Below are 21,217 nucleotides of genomic sequence, written 5' to 3'. Positions count from 1 at the left end.
CTTGACTTAGAAGCCCATGCTCAGGTGTTCAGCAATCGGGCCCAGCGCCAGTGTCGGCAGAAACGTCAGGCCGCCCACCAGCAAAATGGTCACGGTCAACAGCGTCACGAACAACGGGCCGTGGGTCGGAAAACTGTTCTGGCCAATCGGTGCGGTCTTCTTCATCGCCAGGCTACCGGCGAGGGCCAGCACCGGCAGGATGTAACCGAACCGGCCAATCAACATGCCCAGGCCGAGCATCAGGTTGTGAAACGCGGTGTTGCCGCTGAAACCGCCGAACGCCGAACCGTTGTTGGCACTGGCCGAGGTGTAGGCGTAGAGCAACTGGCTAAAACCGTGGGGCCCAGGGTTGCTGACGGCCCCGGCCGGGCCCGGCAGGCTGGCGGCGATGGCACCCAGCACGAGCACACCCACCGGCATTACGAGCAGGGTCACGACGAGCAATTGCACTTCCTTGGCCTGAAGCTTCTTGCCCAGGTATTCCGGGGTGCGGCCGATCATCAGGCCGGCGAGGAACACCGCGATCAACACGTTGAGCAACATGCCGTACAGACCGGCACCGACGCCGCCGAAAATCACTTCGCCAACCATCATGTTGACCAGCGCCACCATGCCGCTCAGAGGGTTGAGGCTGTCCTGCATGCCGTTGACCGATCCGTTGGAGGCCGCAGTGGTCGTCACCGACCAGAGCACCGTGCCGGTGGTGCCGAAGCGTGTTTCCTTGCCTTCCAGCGGCGCGGTGTGTTCCACGGCCGGGTTATTCAGGGTCGGATTGGGCTGGTACTCGGACCACAGCGACGTCGCGCCGCCAATCAGGAACAGGGCCAGCATGCACGCGAGAATCGCGCGGCTCTGACGCAGGTCTTTGACGTAGTGACCGAAGGTGAACACCAGGGCGACCGGGATCAGGATGATCGACGCCACTTCGAAGAGGTTGGCCCAGGCCGTCGGGTCTTCGAACGGATGCGCCGAGTTCACCCCAAAGAAGCCGCCGCCATTGGTGCCCAGTTGCTTGATCGCGATCTGGCTGGCTGCCGGGCCCAGGGGAATGACTTGATCCACACCCTGCATCGTCACGGCGTCAACGTAATGGGCGAACGTCTGCGGCACCCCCTGCCATACCAGGAACAGCGCCAGCACCAGGCACAGCGGCAGCAAACCGTAGAGCGTGGCGCGGGTCATGTCGACCCAGAAATTCCCCAGGGTCGCGGTGGATTTGCGACCAATCCCACGGCAAAGCGCGACCAGGACTGCCAGGCCGGTGGCGGCGCTGACGAAGTTCTGCACGGTGAGGCCGACCATCTGGCTGAGGTAGCTCAGGGAGGCTTCGCCGCTGTAGTTCTGCCAGTTGGTATTGGTCATGAAACTGACCGCGGTGTTGAACGCCAGCGTCCATTCCTGGCCCGGCAATTTCTGCGGGTTGAGTGGGAGATAGTCCTGAAACAACAGGATGGCGAACAACAGCAGGAAGCCCGCAAGGTTGAACGCGAGCAAGGCCAGCATGTACTTCTGCCAGCTTTGCTCTTGTTGATCGTCGACACCCGACAGGCGATAACAGGCTTTCTCGACAGGCCCAAGCACCGGCGTCAGCCACGTGCGCTGGCCTTCCATCACCTTGTAATAGAACCGCCCCAGAAACGGTGCCGGCACCAGTACCACGGCGAAGAAGGCGATGATCAGCCAATAGTCATAACTGTGCATAGCCCGCTCCTAGTTCCGATCCGCGCGTAACAGCGCAACCAGCAGATAAATGAACAGCGCCACGGCCAATAGCAGTGACACCCCGTCCAGAACGCTCATGGAAGTTTCTCCGTTTAACGGCGAGTGCCGCGTGTGGGGCAATTGTCCGCAGGAGGGGTGTAAAGGAACGAGAGCGAGGCGGGGCGCGGGGCGTAAAGATGGCGTAAAGAATGGCTTTATGCGCGGTTTACTGGGGGGTTGCAGTGGCTGGCTGGGCCTCATCGCGGGCAAGCCCACTCCCATACTGGAATGCGGTCCACTGTGGGAGCCCGGCTTGCACGCGATGGCGGCGGTCCGGGCAGGGCTGCACCTGCCTGGTGCAATGATGAGAATTTTCAAACGCCAAACCATCTTCCACACGACAGTTGCATCGCTTTACGACAATGATTCTCAGGCTGGCATGCCCACTGCAACACCCTGAATCATTCCAACCGTTCAGGGAACTCCTCACAATGAACACACAACTCAAACCCACCTTGGGCACCCTGCATCTATGGGGCATCGCTGTCGGGCTGGTGATTTCCGGCGAGTACTTCGGCTGGAGCTATGGCTGGGGTGTGGCCGGCACACTGGGATTTCTGGTGACCTCATTGATGGTCGCCGCGATGTACACCTGCTTCATCTTCAGCTTCACCGAACTGACCACGGCGATTCCCCACGCCGGCGGCCCCTTTGCCTACAGCCGCCGCGCCTTCGGTGAAAAAGGCGGCTTGATCGCCGGCCTGGCAACCCTGATCGAGTTTGTCTTCGCGCCACCCGCGATCGCCCTGGCCATCGGCGCCTACCTCAACGTGCAGTTTCCAGCGCTGGACCCGAAACACGCCGCCGTCGGCGCCTACATCGTGTTCATGGGCCTGAACATCCTCGGCGTGAAACTCGCCGCCACCTTCGAACTGGTGGTGTGCGTGCTCGCCGTCGCTGAGCTGCTGGTGTTCATGGGCGTGGTGGCGCCCGCCTTCAGCTTCAGCAACTTCGCCCTGAACGGCTGGGCCGGTTCCGACACCTTCGGTGCCCCGGCGATTGCCGGCATGTTCGCCGCGATCCCCTTCGCCATCTGGTTCTTCCTCGCCATCGAAGGCGCGGCCATGGCCGCCGAAGAAGCGAAAGATCCCAAGCGCACCATTCCAAAAGCCTACATCAGCGGCATCCTCACCCTGGTAATCCTGGCCATGGGCGTGATGTTCTTCGCGGGCGGCGTGGGCGACTGGCGCACCCTGTCAAACATCAACGACCCGCTGCCCCAGGCCATGAAAACCGTGGTGGGCGAAAGCTCCGGCTGGTTGCACATGCTCGTTTGGATCGGCCTGTTCGGCCTGGTGGCAAGTTTCCACGGCATCATCCTCGGCTACTCGCGCCAGTTCTTCGCCCTGGCGCGCGCCGGTTACCTGCCGCCCTTCCTGGCCAAACTGTCGCGATTTCAGACACCTCACCGCGCCATCATCGCCGGCGGCGTGGTCGGCATCGCGGCCATCTACAGCGACGGCCTGATCAACCTTGGCGGCATGACCCTGACCGCCGCGATGATCACCATGGCGGTGTTCGGCGCCATCGTCATGTACATCATGAGCATGCTCAGCCTGTTCAAATTGCGCAAAACCGAACCGCTGCTGGAGCGGACTTTCCGCGCACCGGGCTACCCCATCGTACCGGGCATCGCGCTGGTACTGGCCGTGGTGTGCCTGGTGGCGATGGCCTGGTTCAATACACTGATCGGGCTGATCTTCCTTGGCTTCATGGCCGTGGGCTTCATCTACTTCCAACTGACCGCCCAAGACCGCGCCGATGCGCCGGCAGATGCAATGTTGACCGGGCTATAAGACTCGTGAGGCAGAACGGGCCTACACTGAACTACTCAGAACGCCCGTAACTCAAAGCAGTTATTCGTGGGAGAATTCTCCCCCGGCAACCTGCCTCAAGGAGAGCCTTATGCCGTGGTATGCGTGGTTGATTATGGTTGTTGCGATCGGATCGATCGTCGGTGGATTGATGATGCTGCGCGACAGCGCCAACAAAGTGGAACTCACCGACGAACAACGCAAACGCGTGGCCGAGCGCAATGCGCAGGCGGATGCCAAGGATGCCCAGGATCGTTGAGCCCTGGGGTTACTCCCAAGCCGCCTTGGCAATCTGCAACCCGTGCTGCCCTTTATAGGCAGCACGCTCGGGCTGACTCCAGCCTTCAAGCAACCCCTCCTCCAATTGGTAGATTTCTACCCCCAACGGACGACACACCGTCAACGGGTCCTGCGCGTCCGGCCCCCACATCGGCAGCGACAAATCCCCACCCGGACACGTCGACAGCGCGCACAGCAAATCAATCTCGGCAAAAAACTCCAGGTAATCGCCCTTCTGTGCCGGACAGGCTTTCATAAAGTACATGTCATCGTGATTGAGTCCGGTGCACTGGAAAATATTCAGCACGTCGTGCACATCGAATTCCGTCAGACCGTGGGGCAATACCGCGCGAGTCAGGTTCGAATGGCAATGATGATGAAAGTCCTCCCCGGTGAGCATACGGTTCACATAAGGATCGCAGCGCGTGCCAAGCAAATCATGCAGGCGCCCGCCATGTTCATCGATGCCGTAGCCTGCCAGGCTGTCATCGGTAATGGTGACCAGTGGCCGCAGGAACGGAAGGTTCGACCACAAACGGTCGTGGGTGCCGACATGGGCACCTTGAAGTTGCCGAGTGCGAGCTGCCCAGAGGCGCTCGCGCGGATCATTGGCGTTCCACACGTTGAAATCCCCCACTTGCGGGCCCACCGGAGTGGTCACGCGGAAGACATGCCCGGCAGGGACTTTCCATGCCCTGCCCGTGCGGATAGGCACCTCGAACTGTCCGACCAGCGTGCGTTGGTCCCGGCGATCCCGGATGCGCTCGTAGAACGCCGTATCCACCTGTAATGCCGAGCCTTTGCTGACTTGGTAGGCGGCCGGATAGTCTTTGTACATGGGGCGATCCTCCATCAAGGGTGACTGTCGAACAATCGATAATCTTGAGGTAACCACATTTCATGCCAGGACTGGGCTAGAAACACACAGGCTAAAAGGCCGATCAATGATCGGCCTTCGTGGCTACGTTCTTCAGTTGATAATCAACCTGTCGCGATTCTTCTCCAGCAGGGCCTTGCCAATACCCTTTACCTCCAGCAACTCATCCACCGCAGTGAACGGGCCATTGCTTTCGCGAAAAGCAACGATCGCTTTCGCCTTGGCGGCGCCGATACCGAACAAATCGCGGCGCAGGGTTTCAGCATCGGCCGCGTTGAGGTTGACCTTGGCGGATTGCTCGGCTTTGATCATTTGCGCGGAGATGGGGGTTGGGGCTTCAGGTTTGACGGATGGGGCTGCGGTGGTGGCGACAGAGAGGCTGGCGAGGAAGGCAAAGACAAGGGAGGAAACGTAGGTGTTTTGCATCGGTGACGCTCCATGACATCGGTAAGAGAAAAGCAGCTTTTCCGAAGCTGCTTTTCTAACTTAGGCGATGGTTGGAGGGTGTCAAAAGCGGTTGAGTAACAGGGTGTTAACTCACGGCTCCAGGCGACGTTGCTGATAGATCCAGTCAACGATTTCGCCGTCGGGCGCATAGCCACTGACCGTGTCGCGCAGGAGCTGACGGACGCGGGTGTAATCGTCTTCATCCACCGCTGCAAGCAACTCAGTGAGCTTGCCCTTGAGGACTTCCCATGACAGATAATCTTCGTTGGCACTCATGATCATCGGGTGTTGGGTCGCGACGACGTTGTCGCCAATCAGCAACTCTTCGTAAAGCTTTTCGCCGGGACGCAAGCCGGAGAATTCGATGGCAATATCGCCATGGGGATTCTTTTCGGAACGCACGCTCAAGCCGGACAGATGAATCATTTTTTCGGCCAGCTCGACAATCTTCACCGGCTCGCCCATGTCCAGCACAAACACATCACCGCCCAGGCCCATGGAGCCTGCCTGAATCACCAACTGCGCCGCTTCAGGGATCGTCATGAAGTAACGCGTGATCTTCGGATGGGTGACCGTCAATGGGCCGCCAGACTTGATCTGCTTGTGAAAGAGCGGAATCACCGAGCCCGAAGAACCCAGTACATTGCCGAAACGAACCATCGTGAAACGGGTCTTGTTGACGCGGGAGACATTCGACTTGTCACCGAACAATACGGGAGCCAGTTCACGACTGAGCGCCTGCAGGGTCAGTTCGGCCAAACGCTTGGTACTGCCCATGACATTGGTCGGGCGCACGGCTTTGTCCGTAGAGATCAGAACAAAGTTGGAAACACCAACTTGAAGGGCGGCCTGGGCAGTATTCAACGTCCCGATGACGTTGTTCAGCACACCTTCTGCGATGTTGTGCTCAACCATCGGTACATGCTTGTACGCTGCAGCATGATAAACCGTATCCACGCGCCAGGTTTTCATCACATCCAGCAGTTTGGACGGGTTACGCACAGAACCAAGGATGGGCAATAACTTGACGGGCAACGACTCACGGACCACGCGCTGCTCAAGTTCCGACAGGATGCTGTAGAGATTGAACTCACTGTGTTCGAACAACAGCAGCGTCGTTGGACGCAACGCCAGAATCTGCCGGCACAACTCGGAACCGATCGAACCGCCTGCGCCAGTGACCAGAACAGTCTGGCCCTTGATGCAGTGTTCCAGGAGCTCGTCCTGTGCAGGCACCGTGTCGCGACCCAGCAAGTCGGCGATGTCGACTTCCTGGATGTCATCGACCTTGACGCGACCGCTGGCCAGGTCCATGAAACCCGGAACGCTTCGTACGTGGAGCGGGAAGCCTTCGAGGAAACCGAGGATTTCACGGCGACGCCCACGGTTGGAGGAAGGGATGGCCAACAGTATTTCCTGGGCGCCAGTGGTATCGATCATTCGCTGGATATGTTTGGCCTTGTACACCTGCAGACCCGAAATGACGCGATCAGTGATGCTTTCATCATCGTCGATAAACGCGACAGGGCGCATCACCCTGCCCATCCTCAACGCCGCGACCAATTGGTTGCCGGCTGCGCCCGCGCCATAAATAGCAACGCGCGGCAGACCATCTTCCCGGCTAGTGAACGGAACGTGCTGAGCCGCCGTAAACCAGTCACCCAGGAAGTATTGGCGCATCGCCAGACGCAGGCCGCCGACCATGATCAGGCTGAGCCACCAATAGTTGAAAATGATCGAGCGCGGGACCACATTCTGGTGATTGCTGTACCAATATACGACCACGCCGAGAATCAGCGATGAAAGACTGACCGCCTTGATAATCGCAATCAGCGCATCGTTACCGAAATACCGCATCACCGCTCGGTACATACCGAAACGAATGAACAGGGGTATCGCCACGACAGGTGCGGCAATAAACAGCCAAAGGTGAGCGATGATTGGATTAGCCATTTCATCGACGCCCAGACGTACGACGAAAGCAAGCCACAATGCAGCCCAGACCACCATTACATCGGTACTGACCTGAATCAGCCGCTTTTTGCGTCGAGGCAAACCGACTAAGAACGCCCGTAACTTATCCATAACCCCTTCGAACACCTCTGTACATTCCAATGCCTAATACTGCAAAGCCATCCACGGGCTTTTCAGGACTCGCTGACCGACTACGATAACCTTTACTTCTGCGCGACCATCATCTCGAGCTCGCCGGCATGAAACTTTATCGCCAGCGCGACCAACGGCAAGTAGGCAACAACCAAAGCCCATGTGCCATCCCATCCGCTCAAGACTACACCCGCCGCAATAGGCAAAAGCCAAAAAACGTTGATGGCAGCAACGGCCATGGTCACTGGCAGGTGCTTGCCATATTTGCGCGAGGCAAATTGATAAGCATGACTGCGATGTGCTTCGTAAACCTTATCACCCCTTACCAAGCGACGAACAAGCGTGCAGGTCGCGTCGACGACGAAGACGCCGAGCAAAATCAACCATGCCCAGAAAAAATCCGATTTGACCCAGGCTGCCTGCAGTGAGAAGAAGGCCAAGGTAATCCCCAGGAAACCGCTACCGGCATCCCCCATGAAAATCTTGGCCGGTGGAAAATTCCAAACCAGAAATGCCCCCACTGCCGCTGCCAGCAATAAAGGCAGCCAGATCATCTGCGGGTGACCGCCCAATACGTAAAGCAAACAGGCGCCCAGGCAGGCGCAAATCGCTTCCACGCTGGCGATACCGTCAATTCCATCCATGAAATTGTAGAGATTGAGCATCCAGACGATATAGACAGCAGCCAGCACAGTACCCACAAGCCCCAGATCCAGGGCCCATCCGAATATGTTCAGCGGGGCCAGTCCGTTGATCCAGAACAACGCCCATGCCGCCGCAGCAAAATGCCCTGCCAAACGCCAGCGAGCTGCAATGTGTCCATGGTCATCCATAAAGCCCAGGACGGCTATTACCACTCCGGCGCCGCCTGCTGCAACGAGCGAAGGCCACGGGACCAGGTCCAGCCACCCGACCAGCGGGAGTACCGCAAGAAAGGCCAATACAATAGCTACCCCGCCGCCCCTTGGCGTAGGAACAGAATGTGAACTCCGTGCGTTCGGTATATCAATGATGCTTCGAGATAACGCATAGCGCCTAAGCACAGCGGTCATGACAAACGAGACAAACGCAACAACCGGAACGATCCACCAATAACTCATGTGTTTTGACTTTCCATATAAGCAGACGCCGTGACCTTGAGCGCCTCATCAACCGACAGCGGAGGCGTCCAGCCTAAAAGGGTACGCGTCTTCCCAATGTCGACCTGCAAGGAACCACACAACCGTTGGGACAGACTGCGTTTGCCCAGGGTAATTGCGGCCGCACTCAGCAACGAGGCTGGAACGGGAAGAAGACGCGCGGGTTTGCCCAGCGCAGACGCCATTTTGCGTAATAAAACAGTGGTTGAAAGATCTTCGCCATCACTGACCATGAATACCTGGTTGGCGGCGGCTGGATGAGTGATGCAGGTAATCGAAAGATCAACCAGGTTATCCAGCGCGACCAGACTGCGCGCGTTATGAATGGCGCCGAAAGGCAATGGCACACCTTTGTGCAGCCAACGCATCATGCTCAGGAAGTTGGCCTTTACACCCGGGCCATAAACCAGCACCGGACGGATGATCACCACTTCCATCCCTGTCGTTGCAGCCAACTCCAGGAGACCCTGTTCGGCCTCCATCTTCGATATGCCGTAAGGGTCCGACGGTGCCGGCGGCTGATCGGCGGTATAAGGTGCGCCCGAGACCGTGCCTTCACCGTTGACCTTGATTGAACTGAGGAACACAAAGCGTCGCACACCAGCCTGCGCCGCCTGATGCGCCAGGGCCAGGGTGCCCTGGACATTGACGCGGCGAAAGGCTTCAAGCGGATCGGCCTCGGAATCGTTCATCACATGAACGCGAGCCGCGCAATGAACAACCGCCTCAACCCCCGTCAGAACACCCGAAAAATCAGCGCGCGACAGGTCGTCGAATTGAACCACTTGATCGGCGCCAGGACAGGAAAAACCGGGGTCTCTGACGGCAACCGTGACCTGAACATCTGTACGAGCGGATAACACTTGGACCAACCGGCTACCAACAAATCCAGATGCCCCAGTCACAAATATGCGCACACCAAACTCCTTGTTTAGGATTTAGACCAAACGGTGCGATTAATGTAATCGGTATAGCTGTGCACAATGCGCACGACTTTTTTGGAGACGGCGCCCCCCAAATAATCGCCTACCACCGACATCACTCGTTCGCCACGTACATGCTGGCTGGTCACGACCCTGACAGCGTTCAGCACGCGATCAGTCGTCAGGCCACACATGATAAGCGTGCCTTCATCCATTCCTTCTGGCCGCTCGTGAGCGTTGCGAATCGTCACCGCTGGCAAGTTCAGCAAAGACGCCTCTTCAGTGATGGTGCCGCTGTCGGACAGAATGCAAAACGCTTCCATCTGCAACTTGATGTAGTCAAGGAGACCGAACGGTTTAACGAAGCGGATCAGTGGATGGTCAAGCGACTCACCCAATGCTTCAAGGCGCTTACGCGTCCTTGGGTGTGTGGAAACAATAATAGGCAGCTTGTACTCGTCAGCCAGTGCCTTCAGCGAGCCAATCAGATCCCGAAGATTATCCGGGGTATCTACGTTCTCTTCACGATGCGTGCTGACAATAAAGAAGCCACCGGAGGTCAGCCCTTCGCGAGCCAGTACATCGGACGCTTGGATCTTGGGCATGTAGAAGTCCAGAACTTCTGCCATGTGCGACCCGGTCTTGATGATCGTTTCCGGGCGCACGCCCTCATCCAGCAGATAGCGACGGGCGTGCTCGGTCAGCACCATGTTTATATCGCTGAGGTGGTCGAGAACCTTGCGATTCAGCTCCTCGGGCACGCGCTGGTCGAAGCAACGGTTACCCGCTTCCATATGGAAAACCGGGATTTTTCTGCGCTTGGCAGAAATGACAGCCAGACAGGTATTGGTATCCCCGTAGAGCAGGAGTGCATCCGGCTTTTCCGACTCGAACAACTCATCCGACTTAGCGATAACCTGAGCGATCGTCTGGGCCGCGGTATCACCTACAGCGCCCAGGAAATGGTCAGGCTTACGAATATCCAGGTCATCAAAAAATACCTGGTTAAGCTCATAATCGTAGTTCTGACCGGAATGCACCAAAATATGGTGGGTCTGTTTGTCCAGTTCTGCGATCACGCGGCTCATTTTGATGAGTTCCGGCCGAGTGCCCACCAGGGTCATGACTTTAAGCATTGAGTTGCTCCCGAACAAACTCCAACTTCATCAGCAGCGCTTTAACACCCTCAACATCCAGGCGTTCAGTGTTGTGTGATGTATAGTCGTCCAACTCCGAAATATGCGTTTCACCCTCTACGAAATATTTCTCATAGTTCAGATCGCGATTGTCCGCAGGGATCCGGTAGTAACGGCCCATGTCTTCTGCCTTGGCCATTTCTTCGCGAGAAATCAACGACTCGTAAAGCTTCTCGCCGTGACGCGTGCCGATCACCTTGATCGAATTCATGCACTCGAACAGCTCTTTGAGCGCTTGAGCCAAATCTTCGACAGTCGATGCAGGCGCCTTTTGTACGAAAATATCGCCTTGTTCAGCATATTCAAAAGCATGCAAAACCAAATCAACCGAATCTTCCAGGGACATGAGGAAACGGGTCATGTTGGGGTCAGTTACCGTCAGTTCGCCGCCCTGCTTCAACTGATTGATGAACAGGGGGATCACCGAACCTCGGGAAGCCATAACGTTGCCGTAGCGCGTGGAACAAATGACAGGACCGCTTTGCGGGATCATCCGGGACTTGGCAACGACCAGCTTTTCCGCCATGGCTTTGGAAATACCCATCGCATTGATTGGGTAGACGGCTTTATCCGTGCTTAGAACCACTACGCGTTCTACATTGTTGGCGATCGCCGCGTTCAGCACGTTTTCCGTGCCCATCACGTTGGTTTTGACCGCTTCCATCGGATAGAACTCGCAAGAGGGAACTTGCTTGAGCGCAGCGGCGTGAAAGATGTAATTGACCCCGACCATCGCCTGGGAAATGCTGGCATAGTCACGCACATCACCGATGTAAAACTTTACCTTGTCGTTACCCAGCGCAATGCGCATGTCTTCCTGTTTCTTTTCGTCACGGCTGAACACACGGATTTCTTTAACATCGGTATCGAGAAATCGCTTCAGCACGGTGTTACCAAACGAACCGGTACCGCCGGTAATCATCAAAACTTTATTATCGAACATCTGTAAAATCTCCTAATTATCGCTGAGCGCGCATAAATTGAATAAGGTCTGGCCAAGCAGGCGGAACGTAGCCCACTGCCTGGCGGAATCGCGTAGAGTCCAGAGATCGATCAATAGCTAGATGATCGTCCGGCACAATGTCGATTTTCTTTTCATAAATCTTCGCGATTTCATTCAGCAACGTGAATTTATCGATAGGCTCAGCGGAAACATGATAGAGACCGAACAGCTGCGGATTGGGAATCACGAAATCGGTAATGATGCGAGCGAGTTCTGAGGTCGGCACACCCGAGAATATGGCTTTCGTAAAACCTTTTACAGCACCTTCCTGGGAAAGGAACCAGTCAACCAGAGAGGCACTGCTTGCCAGCTCATGGCCGATAATTGAGGTGCGCAAGGTGATGGCGTGAGGTTGGTCTTGAATTTCACCAATAAACTTGGACTTTCCGTACAAGTCGATTGCGTCTGAAATATCAGACTCCAAATACATTCCCTTCTCGCCTGTGAAGACGCAGTCGGTACTGACATGGACAAGCCGGGCACCAATAAGCGCGCACAACTTCGACAGGCGATGCGGCAGCATCGAGTTGAGCGGCAACGTCGACAGCGGGTCCTTGGCCTGGGCTAACTGCTTGATCAAGCCCACGCAGTTGATAACGACGTCCGGACGTGCCTGCTCGAAGACACCGACCAACGCTTCGTAGTCCAGGACATCAACATCGGAATAGAAGTTTTCTGCGTACTTTTCATCGAAGTACTTACGCCCCCCTCTACCACGCATGGTGCCAAACACACTATGTGAGGTATGGCTGGCGATGTACTTGAAAACAGCACTTCCGAGCATCCCTGTCACACCCAGCACTAAAATTTTCATATTGGATCTCTAGGTATTTTTAATTCGATCTTGAATAATTTCGACCAACCGGTGGCATTGGCTTTTCATTTCGTAATTATCACAGAAAAACCGATACCCTGCGGCCCCGTAGGCGCTTCTTTTTTCGGGCTCGCTGCGATAAATTTCTTCGATATTACTCGCCAGCGCAGCCGCGTCACCTGCGGGAGAGCAAAGGCCGGCGCCCGCCAACTGCACGACTCTCGCACCCTCGCCGTCAAGGGCGGCCAAGATGGGCTTGCCTGCTGCCATATAGGCCTGGACTTTGCTGGGAATGGTCAGGGTGAATATTTCGTCCTTTTTGAGCGTCACCAACAGGACTTCACTCTTGGAGAATAATTCCGGCATTGATTCAGATGGCAAACGCCCCACCAACTCCAGGTTGTGCAGCGCATGCAGACGCTTTTGCTCATTCATCCATTCAAGACGGCTACCACTGCCAACCACCACGATCTTGCAACCAAGGTGAGTCACGGCTTTCGCCGCATCGACGATAGTTTCCAAAGATTGCGCAAATCCGAGATTGCCAGCAAACACGATGCAGAAATTGGAGGTTAACAGCTGATTGATTTCATCAGGTAAAACACTGACGGCATCTGCTGGCGGCGCGGGTGACAGCCGATAGGAGTTGGGATAATAAACAAGCTTGCTTCTGTCCACATACTTTTCGGCAGACGATATAAATGCTTCAGACTGTACCAATACGGTATCTGCCTTGGCATATATGAACCGAACCAGCACACCCACTGCTTTCAGCGCCCAGTGATTTTTTATAAACCCGGTTGCTTTCAGCGTTTCGGGCCACAAATCCTGCACCCATATCATCAGGTGCGCATTCGTAGAGCGTTTCAATACGATTGCGGGGATCGCAGCAGTGATGGGAGACACGGCGAACACAATGATAGCGTCGAATTTTTTTCCTGCATTTTGCTTTGGAAAATGCTTGATGCCATTAACTACAAATGACAGATAGTTAAGGATCAGATTCTTTGCACCGCCTGCACGACGTGGCCTTAACGGTGCACGATGGACCTTTATCGAGTCTTTATAAAGGTGCTCGCTGCACGAATCGCTCTCATAGCCTTCGTAGGTATTACCGTCCGGATAATTAGGTTGCCCCGTGAATACTTCTACGGTATGGCCAAGCGACGCCAGCTCTTCAACAATATCATTGATGATAAAGCTCTCAGGATAAAAATACTGAGTAACGATTGCTATAGTTAGAGACATGTCAGTTCACACTATCGAATCTGGATTTGAGCGCTTTAGGCCCCAAAAAAATCACAGATTTAATGAATGAAACCATCGCAACCCACCGGTTAATTTTAATATCGAAACGAGGGGCGCGATTTGATTTCTCTACAAACTGAGCAGAGGTTTCCAGTATGTCAAAAAGCTTGGCCTTCGTCCGGTGACGCTCGGAGACCTGCATGTACTCGGAAGGGCTCATCGCGTGCAGCGCTGCAATGGTATCAAAAATCCCCACGCGGTTGGTGGTCGCGGACTCTTCGTTATAGGAATATCCCACAACGTCCGAAAACAGACCACACGTGAGCGGTTTCTCAATCGACTCAATGCCGACGACAGAGGGAATACCAGCCGCCGAGGCTTCGATAATCGTCGTCCCCGACCCTACAAAGCAAAACGCCCCATCCAGGATAGAAGGCAGTTCGGCGTAATCTACCTCACCACAAAAATGCACGTGGGCCTCAACGCCGTGCGACTGAGCCAAGGCCACCAGCGCGCTGCGCTCAGGGCCATCGCCATATATGAAGTACTCAAAATCGGCGAGCTTTCGAAGCTCAGCCAGCTGCGAAATGACATGGCGATTGTAGATCTTGAAGTCAACCAAACGACCAACAGAAACTATACGCAAGGATGATTGGAGCGGCTGGCGAGCACTGTAGCTTTCAAAAGAAATACCCAACGGTAGAATATCCAGGCTCGACACATCGGAACCACCGAATTCCGCAGCCATTTCAGCCGTTCTTTCGTTAGGAAATAATGTGAGGTGGACGTTGCGATCATACAACTCCAACATTTTTTTTCTGAAATAGATATTACGACCGCGCCACCAACTTATCTCCTTGGAGTGATAAATGCCGACACTGACCGTTTTAAAATTCAATTGTTCTTTGTTTAAATAAACATACGCCAACGTCAGCAGATCTACCGCATGAACAATATCGTAAACAGTTGCATCTGTTTTTGCCGGCATCAACGCGTTGATCCAACTGGACGCAGACAAAAACGGAACATGCTCTACAATATTAATTGTCGCGTGTTGGGAAAGTTCGGCGAACAGGCCCTTATCATACTTATCGGACAGCAAAGTCACGCTAATGGAGTGCCCGGACAGCTTGAGATACTTGGCCAATCTGACCACGTACGTCTCAACCCCGCCCATAGCGAGCCCTCCCATTACAAACAATATACTTTTCATACACCCTCAACCATAATCTATAAGAAATCGAAGAACACTTCGGACCCACCTGACCACCCTGAATTGCTATTGAGGTTCAGGTACAAAGTAGCAAAGGTGTAAGCCGCCACTAGCAAAAAGCCTATTTTTTTGCCGCACACCTGCACAGCGATCATGGGGATCAGCACGTACTCAAACATCGAAATACTTGCGTAGCCCCGACCGGCGAGGATCGCGAAATCGCCCAACACAATACGTAAAAAAGCCGCACAATAAAAAACACAGAAAATCAGATTGAAACTCTGGTATCGATTTTCCAACTTTTTCCAAAATACAAGGCCCGCAATGACAACCAGCAAGTTCTTAATGTTCACCATGTCAAAAAGCGGCAGTGAGTAACTGTACATATCGGCATTGAGGTACAGTTCGATTTTATCGCCTACAAAACCGAAGAGTGCCATCTGACGCAGCACAGCTTTAAGGTCAATGGTCGCAGCGATCGCCAGCAGAACAGCACTGACTAAAAGATATAAACTGCGTTTCGGCCGAAAAAAATACAGCCCCACTGGCACAATGAAAAGCACCGACGACACATGAACTAACGTCGCGACAACGATCAGCATCGTCATCACTTTGTACTTTCGTTGATCCAGATAAGTTGCTGCGAGGAATAGCAAACCAGATGCCAGACCCAGCCGTATTGCATTGAGTTCCTTCGCCAGGTAAAAATGCGTAAAGTAAACCAGCACTGCCAGCGCAAAGTAAGGAGAAAAATACCTGATACTGCGGACGTTTAACGTAACCGCAATTAACGAGCTGAAACCGAATAGTACAGCCGAGTTCTTCCCGAGTGCCGCCAATACTGACAGGAACATAAAAAAGCCGAACTCGACATTAAACGTCCCGTAGCTATAATCGCAATATACATTCTGGCAATCCAATACCGACGGTATCTGATAGAGCATCTCGAGATACGCGGCATCATCGCTGCCCACGCCAACTGCTCTGAACGTAGCCAAAAAAACAAGTGGAATGGCCATCAGCACAGAAATTACTATCGCCGGTAGTTTTCTATCACTTAACGTATCAAATGCCGCCACGAGCACTAGAAAGCCATAGGCCAAGTACAACGGGAGAGTGAATTCAAGTTCCATTATCTTCGCGCCCAGCAGGCAAAGCCGATGATAGAAATGACAAAAAATATGATGTAAGCCATCATATAGGAGTACATTACGCCGTAAATACCGCCGATATTTTTTCCAAGCGAAAATGTGAGTCCGACAAAAAGCAGCGCCTGAACAACTTCAGACAATATATATAACTTGGTCGCAGCTTTAGCCACTGCCACGAAACCGATCACGTATGCTGAAACCTTGAAAAAATCACCCACCAATTGAAAAATTATATAACTTTCCAACTCATGAAACTCGGAGGATAGTAGCAGTGGGATAAAGAAATGCCGACCAAAATAAAGCACACTTCCACCGATAAGGAAGCCGGCCATTACCAGCGACATAAACTTGATAACTTGACGTGTTATCGCCTTTTTTTCTCGCGTCGCCGAAATAAGTGGCATGTAGTAGGACGCCAAGAAGACGCTAAAAAAACCGATATAAGCACTTGAGAGCTTTATACTTCCTTGCCATATCCCTGCCTCTCTGTAGCCCACTTCCGTGATCAGCGATTCCCTGATAACAATTTCCACAACGGGAAACATGACCGCACTCACCAGCAGCATCAACCCGAATCTGGTAAATCCTTTTCCTATTTCAACATCAAACTTTCGCCACTTGAGCATTCTGAGCAGCGGCATGCCCTTAATAAAAAACAAAGACACCGTGATCGGCATGACAAAAATTGCAAGCATTGCAATCGCCGCACCTGGCATTTTATAGCTTGAAATCAAAAACCATATCAATGGAAGTGCCAGGATGTTTGAAACAACCTGCACCAGCGCATTCACATTCAGTTTACCGAGCCCATTGAAGAAACCGGAAAATAGAATATTGAACGCGAATGCTACCTGCGCGATTGCAAGGCACAGGATCACCCAGTAGAAGCGGGCGTCTCCAAACACCAGAACCGATATCTTCTCGGCAAATGAAAACAAGGCCACCAGGACAAGTATGGAGGCGCCCAGGGCATAGAATACCGAGGTAGAAAACAGCCTGTGCAGTTTGAACCTGCTGTCCTTGAACTCGGCTACATATTTGATGACACCGTGCCCTAATCCCCCCCCCGCCAACAAGACCGCGATGGAGACCAGGCTCATAAAGTGCCCTAATTTCCCGAGGCCATCTGCACCCAAATACAAGGCAATCAGCTTAAGAACGCAGAAACCTACCAGGATTTTTGATGCTTGAGCGGCGCTCGTAAAAAAAGCGCCCGCCAGCAGTCCCGCCCTTTTCTCTTTTAATTTACCGACCGGCGGCATTAACTGCACCTATAACAGAATCAATGACGTGCTGAATTTCAACGTCTGACATCCCGTACCAGATCGGCAGGCGAAGGAGGCGCTCACTTTCCTTAGTGGTAAAACGATCTTCACCATTAAAACGTCCCAGCAGAATACCCGCCGGTGCGCTGTGCAGAGGTACATAATGAAAAACCCCTCCCACGCCGGAGGCGTTCAGGTGCTTAAGTACTGCTGTACGAGCGACGATGTCCTTGACCTTGATGTAAAACATGTGCGCGTTAGCCACACAATTCTCAGGAACTGACGGCGTTTCGATTAGTTCGGCATCGACGAGATCTTTAAAAGTAGCATTGTAGCGATTCCACACATTGCATCGGAACTCGTTGATTGCGTCCGCCCGTTCCAATTGACCGAATAGATAGGCCGCTTGAAGTTCACCAGGCAGGTAGCTGCTGCCAATATCCACCCACGTATACTTATCGATCATTCCTCTGAAAAACTGGCTACGGTTGGTGCCCTTTTCACGGATAATTTCAGCGCGCCCGATAAAGCGCTCGTCATTAATAAGTAGCAAGCCACCCTCGCCACCGCTGGTATAGTTTTTTGTCTCATGAAAACTATAAGCAGCTAGATGACCAATAGTGCCCAGCTTGCGCCCTTTATAGGTGGACATCATGCCCTGCGCCGCATCCTCGACAACAAACAATTCATGCCGATGTGCTATGTCCATGATGGTGTCCATTTCACACGCCACGCCTGCGTAATGAACTGGCACGATGACCTTGGTTTTTTTCGTAATGGCCGCTTCAATCAATGTTTCATCAATATTCATGGTATCGGGACGAATATCGACAAATACAATTTTTGCCCCGCGCAGCACGAAGGCATTAGCGGTACTTACAAATGTGTAGCTGGGCATGATCACTTCATCACCCGGCTGTATATCGACCAGTATTGCCGCCATTTCAAGGGCTTGGGTGCAAGAGGGTGTCAATAATGCCTTTTTGCAAGAAAAAGTTTCTTCGAACCAGCGCTGGCAACTTATCGTGAAGTCTCCATCCCCTGACATCTTCGCGCTGCGCATAGCACGAGTGACATATTGATCCTCATTACCGGTATAAGGCGGCTTATTGAATGGAACTTTCATCGAACTCACCATAAATTCTTTATTAACGTTGCCTGAAATGACAAAAACACGTATTTCGCGAAAAATCGCCTATCCCATTTATCAGCGTTATAAATGCTGGCTCGGCCGCTGATTTCACATTTTTACCAAGCTTCTTGAAGCCTGCCTGAGCCAGCTGCTTGTTTGATAAGCCATACCCTCTCCACACCTCGCCAATACTGTCAGCAACCTTACGCACGATTCCGCAGTTGGACGCTGCTGACAGGCGCTTCAAAATGTATAGGCAATTTTAAACTTGTTTTTCCTGGCGCAATAGCATAATCGCCTATGGCGCCCAAACAAATCAGTCAAATCTCAGGCCCCGGCACAGATAGAGAGCGATTAGCCATCACCCACCGCAACTGACGGCCGCATTTTTGCAGGTGCTTGCTAGCCCGCATAGCATGGTGTGCTCCAGGAGTCACCTCTACGCAAGCCTCTTGGAGCGAAAAACACTGGAAAACAAAACGAGGGCAATACCGAGAACCAAACCTGCAATAATGCCACCTATAATAATGAGCGACTTCTTGGGCTTTATTGCGCTCAACGGCTCCATAGCGGCTCGGTCGATAGCCACTAACTTTATGCGACTCATATCGATATTCAAATTACGCAAACGCGCCATTTCCGCTCTCAGCGGCTCAACCCCGGCCAGGAAAATATCTTCGTTTTCGCGGCGATTGAGTACTTCAACTTGCCGATTGGTCTGAAGCAGCTGGAGTTCTTTGGCGATTTGGGCGATACGTGCCTCAGCGAAGTCATCGGAGTTTCGTTGATTGAGTGCCCGCTTTTCTGCCTCGAGCGCCTCTACCCCCATGAAATAAAGAGGTATCTGCTGGTTGTTTACTTCAGTGCGCATCACGCTGTTCGAGCTTGCGCGCTCAGCGTCTCCCAACGAAGAAGGCGTCGTCGGTTTGTTAATGCCCAGTGATTTGGCGATACCAATTGCCTCAGACAGTTGCGACATGCGATCGGTACGCAATGTCTTCAACTGGGCACGTAAGGCCTTCAATTCATCCAACAGTTGTGCGCGCTTCAGATTATCGGCTTCAAGCAATGAAGCTATCTTTGCTTCCTTGTCGGTTTCATAACTGGCTCGCGCAGCGTTAAACTTACCGGTGATTTCGTTAAGCCGGTTTTTTACAATGACATCCATATCGGCGGCTATTTGCTTACGCTCGCTGGCAATTGCATACTGAACGAAGTCGTTCAGAATTTTTACACCATCGACGCCTTGCGGATAATTCATTTCAAGCTTGATGTATGCGCTCAGTGACTCAGCTTTCTTCAAATCCGGCACGATCAAATTGATCGAATTACGGTTGAACTCTTCAAAGCTCTGCTCAAGGGTGCGTCCTGGACGTTCAAACTCGCTGAAGAGTTGCTGATTAGCTCTGAAAAAATTCAAGCGAGTTTCATAAGACTCAAGTGAAGCCCCAACTTTTAAAAGCGCTTCACTCGGTGGCAGCTTGTAAACTTCTGAGCGATTTAATGCATCCAGTTCATTGATTGCGGCAGGCCTTAGAACACTGCTCACCTGATATTCAGGAGTCGCCAGGAATGCGTACGCCGCTGCGAGCAGCGCCACGCCTGCAGTGGTTATCAGGACTGTTTTTTTCTGTCGCCAGACGATTTGAGATAGCGCAAAGAGGTCGACTTCACCAGTCGAGGGCATAGGGGGGGCGCGGAAGCTACTACTCACAACAAAAACCTGCCTTCAATGAGAAACTGCGGGCTCGTTATGCAGACTATCTTGCGTGATTTTTCCATCAACCGCCCAACGAGGCCCAGCTTCGCTGCCTGGCCTTGAGCGCACAAAATGACTGTTCTCGAGAATATGTTGCATTTTGCCATCTCTTCGCTACATTGCAAGACTTGACAAGTCAATGAGACGCTTCCGACCTATGCGTAGGATATTTCCGCAGAGCTAGCAACGCGCAACCGTTCCCCTTAAACACTGTCATTATCATTAATCGAAAAATAGATTCGACCTGCCGCTGCTACCAAAAAAGCTGCCGCTTTAAATTCTGATATTCATTTATAGGGTGTACATCAGCGTTTTCGACGTGAAAAACGACCAGGCTGATCCGACAAACGGCACACCGCTTCCGCCACTGGTAACCCTGTCCCTCTGAACGGAGCGGCTCCAGGTCAAGCCGCCGGCATCTTTCCTCGGGTCTGCCTTGGCTTGAAAAGCACGAACAGCACTGGGCCCAGTAACATCCCGAGTATCAGTGCCAAGGTAACGAATACTGAAACAGGCAGTGTGGCGGAGGACCACCCCAAGAACGAAAGCGAGGCTGACTGTTGGTTTTCAAGCACAAAGCCTACAATTGCGAGAGCAACGATTGAAGCAATGATGACAGTAAAAATACGCTTGAACTGACGCATAACATACTCCTGGCAAACAATCAGATGCCCTCTTCCTCATCTTCATTAACTCGGTCGCGCAACTCTTTACCGGGTTTGAAATGAGGTACGAACTTCCCGTCAAGACTGACGGACTGGCCAGTCTTGGGGTTACGCCCTACTCGCGGTGCACGGTAATGCAGCGAAAAGCTACCGAAACCGCGGATTTCTATACGATCTCCCGTGGCCAGGCATTGGGACATTTGCTCAAGCATAGTCTTGATAGCCAACTCGACATCCTTGGATGAGAGCAGCCCTTGATGGGTGACAATTCGTTCGATCAACTCCGACTTCGTCATATTTTTCCCTTCTTTTTCAAGCAGCTAGGAAAATCGCTTCGAAGGTTTTAGCATGACCTGAGGATTTTGAACAGCCCATGTACCAACTTATCTGCGCGCCTATTCCAATACAGCCGTGGACGCCCAAAT

Annotated in this window: 20 protein-coding genes; 2 read left to right on the top strand and 18 right to left on the bottom strand. The window is 53.1% G+C overall.

Annotation, left to right across the window (positions count from 1 at the left end; all coding sequences use genetic code 11):
* Positions 1-6 precede the first annotated feature (6 nt).
* Both kdpA and kdpF read right to left on the bottom strand, forming a co-directional pair.
* The gene (gene kdpA / locus BFP93_RS14205; protein ID WP_065893599.1) at positions 7-1,701 is read right to left on the bottom strand and encodes a potassium-transporting ATPase subunit KdpA; all 1,695 of its coding nucleotides are present in this window, start codon (positions 1,699-1,701) and stop codon (positions 7-9) included.
* 9 nt (positions 1,702-1,710) lie between these two features.
* Complete coding sequence (gene kdpF / locus BFP93_RS14200; RefSeq protein WP_003218754.1) at positions 1,711-1,800, bottom strand: K(+)-transporting ATPase subunit F; 90 nt, start codon at positions 1,798-1,800, stop codon at positions 1,711-1,713.
* Positions 1,801-2,192: 392 nt separating this feature from the next.
* Here kdpF and eat point away from each other — a divergent pair, with 392 nt between their 5' ends.
* Together eat and BFP93_RS14185 are read left to right on the top strand one after the other, a co-directional pair.
* Positions 2,193-3,557, top strand: coding sequence for an ethanolamine permease (gene eat, locus BFP93_RS14190; protein WP_065893597.1), 1,365 nt, complete (start codon positions 2,193-2,195; stop codon positions 3,555-3,557).
* Between the two features lie 109 nt (positions 3,558-3,666).
* Positions 3,667-3,834: a DUF2897 family protein gene (locus BFP93_RS14185; protein ID WP_003172675.1), complete on the top strand. Its 168-nt coding sequence runs from the start codon at positions 3,667-3,669 to the stop codon at positions 3,832-3,834.
* 9 nt (positions 3,835-3,843) lie between these two features.
* Here the strand turns inward: BFP93_RS14185 and BFP93_RS14180 are convergent, their stop codons facing one another.
* The 16 genes from BFP93_RS14180 to ihfB form a co-directional block, all read right to left on the bottom strand.
* The gene (locus tag BFP93_RS14180) at positions 3,844-4,692 is read right to left on the bottom strand and encodes an urea carboxylase-associated family protein (protein ID WP_065893596.1); all 849 of its coding nucleotides are present in this window, start codon (positions 4,690-4,692) and stop codon (positions 3,844-3,846) included.
* Positions 4,693-4,824: 132 nt separating this feature from the next.
* Positions 4,825-5,157, bottom strand: a complete 333-nt coding sequence (locus tag BFP93_RS14175; RefSeq protein ID WP_065893595.1) for a ComEA family DNA-binding protein — start codon at positions 5,155-5,157, stop codon at positions 4,825-4,827.
* 111 nt (positions 5,158-5,268) lie between these two features.
* Positions 5,269-7,263 carry a polysaccharide biosynthesis protein gene (locus BFP93_RS14170; RefSeq protein ID WP_065893594.1) on the bottom strand — a complete coding sequence of 665 codons (1,995 nt, stop codon included), beginning with the start codon at positions 7,261-7,263 and terminating at the stop codon, positions 5,269-5,271.
* 92 nt (positions 7,264-7,355) lie between these two features.
* A complete protein-coding gene (locus BFP93_RS14165) occupies positions 7,356-8,384 on the bottom strand; it encodes an MraY family glycosyltransferase (protein ID WP_065893593.1) in 1,029 nt (342 codons plus the stop codon).
* Positions 8,381-9,340 carry a UDP-glucose 4-epimerase family protein gene (locus BFP93_RS14160; RefSeq protein WP_065893592.1) on the bottom strand — a complete coding sequence of 320 codons (960 nt, stop codon included), beginning with the start codon at positions 9,338-9,340 and terminating at the stop codon, positions 8,381-8,383. The genes BFP93_RS14165 and BFP93_RS14160 overlap by 4 nt, the downstream gene beginning before the upstream one ends.
* 14 nt (positions 9,341-9,354) lie before the next feature.
* Positions 9,355-10,482, bottom strand: a complete 1,128-nt coding sequence (wecB, locus tag BFP93_RS14155; protein ID WP_057722891.1) for a non-hydrolyzing UDP-N-acetylglucosamine 2-epimerase — start codon at positions 10,480-10,482, stop codon at positions 9,355-9,357.
* Positions 10,475-11,485 carry a polysaccharide biosynthesis protein gene (locus BFP93_RS14150; protein WP_065893591.1) on the bottom strand — a complete coding sequence of 337 codons (1,011 nt, stop codon included), beginning with the start codon at positions 11,483-11,485 and terminating at the stop codon, positions 10,475-10,477. Before BFP93_RS14150 ends, wecB begins: the two co-directional genes overlap by 8 nt.
* 16 nt (positions 11,486-11,501) lie before the next feature.
* Complete coding sequence (locus tag BFP93_RS14145; protein WP_065893590.1) at positions 11,502-12,359, bottom strand: dTDP-4-dehydrorhamnose reductase family protein; 858 nt, start codon at positions 12,357-12,359, stop codon at positions 11,502-11,504.
* Between the two features lie 9 nt (positions 12,360-12,368).
* A complete protein-coding gene (locus tag BFP93_RS14140) occupies positions 12,369-13,607 on the bottom strand; it encodes a glycosyltransferase family 4 protein (protein ID WP_065893589.1) in 1,239 nt (412 codons plus the stop codon).
* A 1-nt stretch (position 13,608) separates the two neighbouring features.
* Positions 13,609-14,820, bottom strand: coding sequence for a glycosyltransferase family 4 protein (locus BFP93_RS14135; RefSeq protein ID WP_065893588.1), 1,212 nt, complete (start codon positions 14,818-14,820; stop codon positions 13,609-13,611).
* 17 nt (positions 14,821-14,837) lie between these two features.
* Positions 14,838-15,953 carry an EpsG family protein gene (locus BFP93_RS14130; RefSeq protein ID WP_065893587.1) on the bottom strand — a complete coding sequence of 372 codons (1,116 nt, stop codon included), beginning with the start codon at positions 15,951-15,953 and terminating at the stop codon, positions 14,838-14,840.
* The gene (locus BFP93_RS14125; protein WP_065893586.1) at positions 15,953-17,233 is read right to left on the bottom strand and encodes an O-antigen translocase; all 1,281 of its coding nucleotides are present in this window, start codon (positions 17,231-17,233) and stop codon (positions 15,953-15,955) included. Before BFP93_RS14125 ends, BFP93_RS14130 begins: the two co-directional genes overlap by 1 nt.
* A complete protein-coding gene (gene rffA, locus BFP93_RS14120; protein ID WP_065893585.1) occupies positions 17,217-18,362 on the bottom strand; it encodes a dTDP-4-amino-4,6-dideoxygalactose transaminase in 1,146 nt (381 codons plus the stop codon). Before rffA ends, BFP93_RS14125 begins: the two co-directional genes overlap by 17 nt.
* A gap of 445 nt (positions 18,363-18,807) precedes the next feature.
* Positions 18,808-20,082: a Wzz/FepE/Etk N-terminal domain-containing protein gene (locus BFP93_RS14115; protein WP_083205669.1), complete on the bottom strand. Its 1,275-nt coding sequence runs from the start codon at positions 20,080-20,082 to the stop codon at positions 18,808-18,810.
* A gap of 449 nt (positions 20,083-20,531) precedes the next feature.
* Positions 20,532-20,771: a lipopolysaccharide assembly protein LapA domain-containing protein gene (locus BFP93_RS14110; RefSeq protein WP_065893583.1), complete on the bottom strand. Its 240-nt coding sequence runs from the start codon at positions 20,769-20,771 to the stop codon at positions 20,532-20,534.
* Between the two features lie 20 nt (positions 20,772-20,791).
* A complete protein-coding gene (gene ihfB / locus BFP93_RS14105) occupies positions 20,792-21,088 on the bottom strand; it encodes an integration host factor subunit beta (RefSeq protein WP_065886416.1) in 297 nt (98 codons plus the stop codon).
* Positions 21,089-21,217 lie beyond the last annotated feature (129 nt).

Origin of the sequence: Pseudomonas sp. 44 R 15, from assembly GCF_900004965.1 — a bacterium.
GTDB lineage: Bacteria > Pseudomonadota > Gammaproteobacteria > Pseudomonadales > Pseudomonadaceae > Aquipseudomonas > Aquipseudomonas orientalis_A.
Note: the sequence above shows the minus strand (reverse complement) of the source record. Positions and strands in the feature narration are given on the sequence as shown.

Coding starts and splice junctions, on each gene's coding strand:
- BFP93_RS14130 (WP_065893587.1), bottom strand. CDS start 15,953: ATGGAACTTGAATTCACTCTCCCGTTGTACTTGGCCTATGGCTTTCTA.
- BFP93_RS14125 (WP_065893586.1), bottom strand. CDS start 17,233: ATGCCGCCGGTCGGTAAATTAAAAGAGAAAAGGGCGGGACTGCTGGCG.
- BFP93_RS14110 (WP_065893583.1), bottom strand. CDS start 20,771: ATGCGTCAGTTCAAGCGTATTTTTACTGTCATCATTGCTTCAATCGTT.
- wecB (WP_057722891.1), bottom strand. CDS start 10,482: ATGCTTAAAGTCATGACCCTGGTGGGCACTCGGCCGGAACTCATCAAA.
- eat (WP_065893597.1), top strand. CDS start 2,193: ATGAACACACAACTCAAACCCACCTTGGGCACCCTGCATCTATGGGGC.
- BFP93_RS14150 (WP_065893591.1), bottom strand. CDS start 11,485: ATGTTCGATAATAAAGTTTTGATGATTACCGGCGGTACCGGTTCGTTT.
- BFP93_RS14175 (WP_065893595.1), bottom strand. CDS start 5,157: ATGCAAAACACCTACGTTTCCTCCCTTGTCTTTGCCTTCCTCGCCAGC.
- BFP93_RS14180 (WP_065893596.1), bottom strand. CDS start 4,692: ATGTACAAAGACTATCCGGCCGCCTACCAAGTCAGCAAAGGCTCGGCA.
- ihfB (WP_065886416.1), bottom strand. CDS start 21,088: ATGACGAAGTCGGAGTTGATCGAACGAATTGTCACCCATCAAGGGCTG.
- kdpF (WP_003218754.1), bottom strand. CDS start 1,800: ATGAGCGTTCTGGACGGGGTGTCACTGCTATTGGCCGTGGCGCTGTTC.
- BFP93_RS14140 (WP_065893589.1), bottom strand. CDS start 13,607: ATGTCTCTAACTATAGCAATCGTTACTCAGTATTTTTATCCTGAGAGC.
- BFP93_RS14135 (WP_065893588.1), bottom strand. CDS start 14,820: ATGAAAAGTATATTGTTTGTAATGGGAGGGCTCGCTATGGGCGGGGTT.
- BFP93_RS14145 (WP_065893590.1), bottom strand. CDS start 12,359: ATGAAAATTTTAGTGCTGGGTGTGACAGGGATGCTCGGAAGTGCTGTT.
- BFP93_RS14165 (WP_065893593.1), bottom strand. CDS start 8,384: ATGAGTTATTGGTGGATCGTTCCGGTTGTTGCGTTTGTCTCGTTTGTC.
- kdpA (WP_065893599.1), bottom strand. CDS start 1,701: ATGCACAGTTATGACTATTGGCTGATCATCGCCTTCTTCGCCGTGGTA.
- BFP93_RS14185 (WP_003172675.1), top strand. CDS start 3,667: ATGCCGTGGTATGCGTGGTTGATTATGGTTGTTGCGATCGGATCGATC.
- BFP93_RS14170 (WP_065893594.1), bottom strand. CDS start 7,263: ATGGATAAGTTACGGGCGTTCTTAGTCGGTTTGCCTCGACGCAAAAAG.
- rffA (WP_065893585.1), bottom strand. CDS start 18,362: ATGAAAGTTCCATTCAATAAGCCGCCTTATACCGGTAATGAGGATCAA.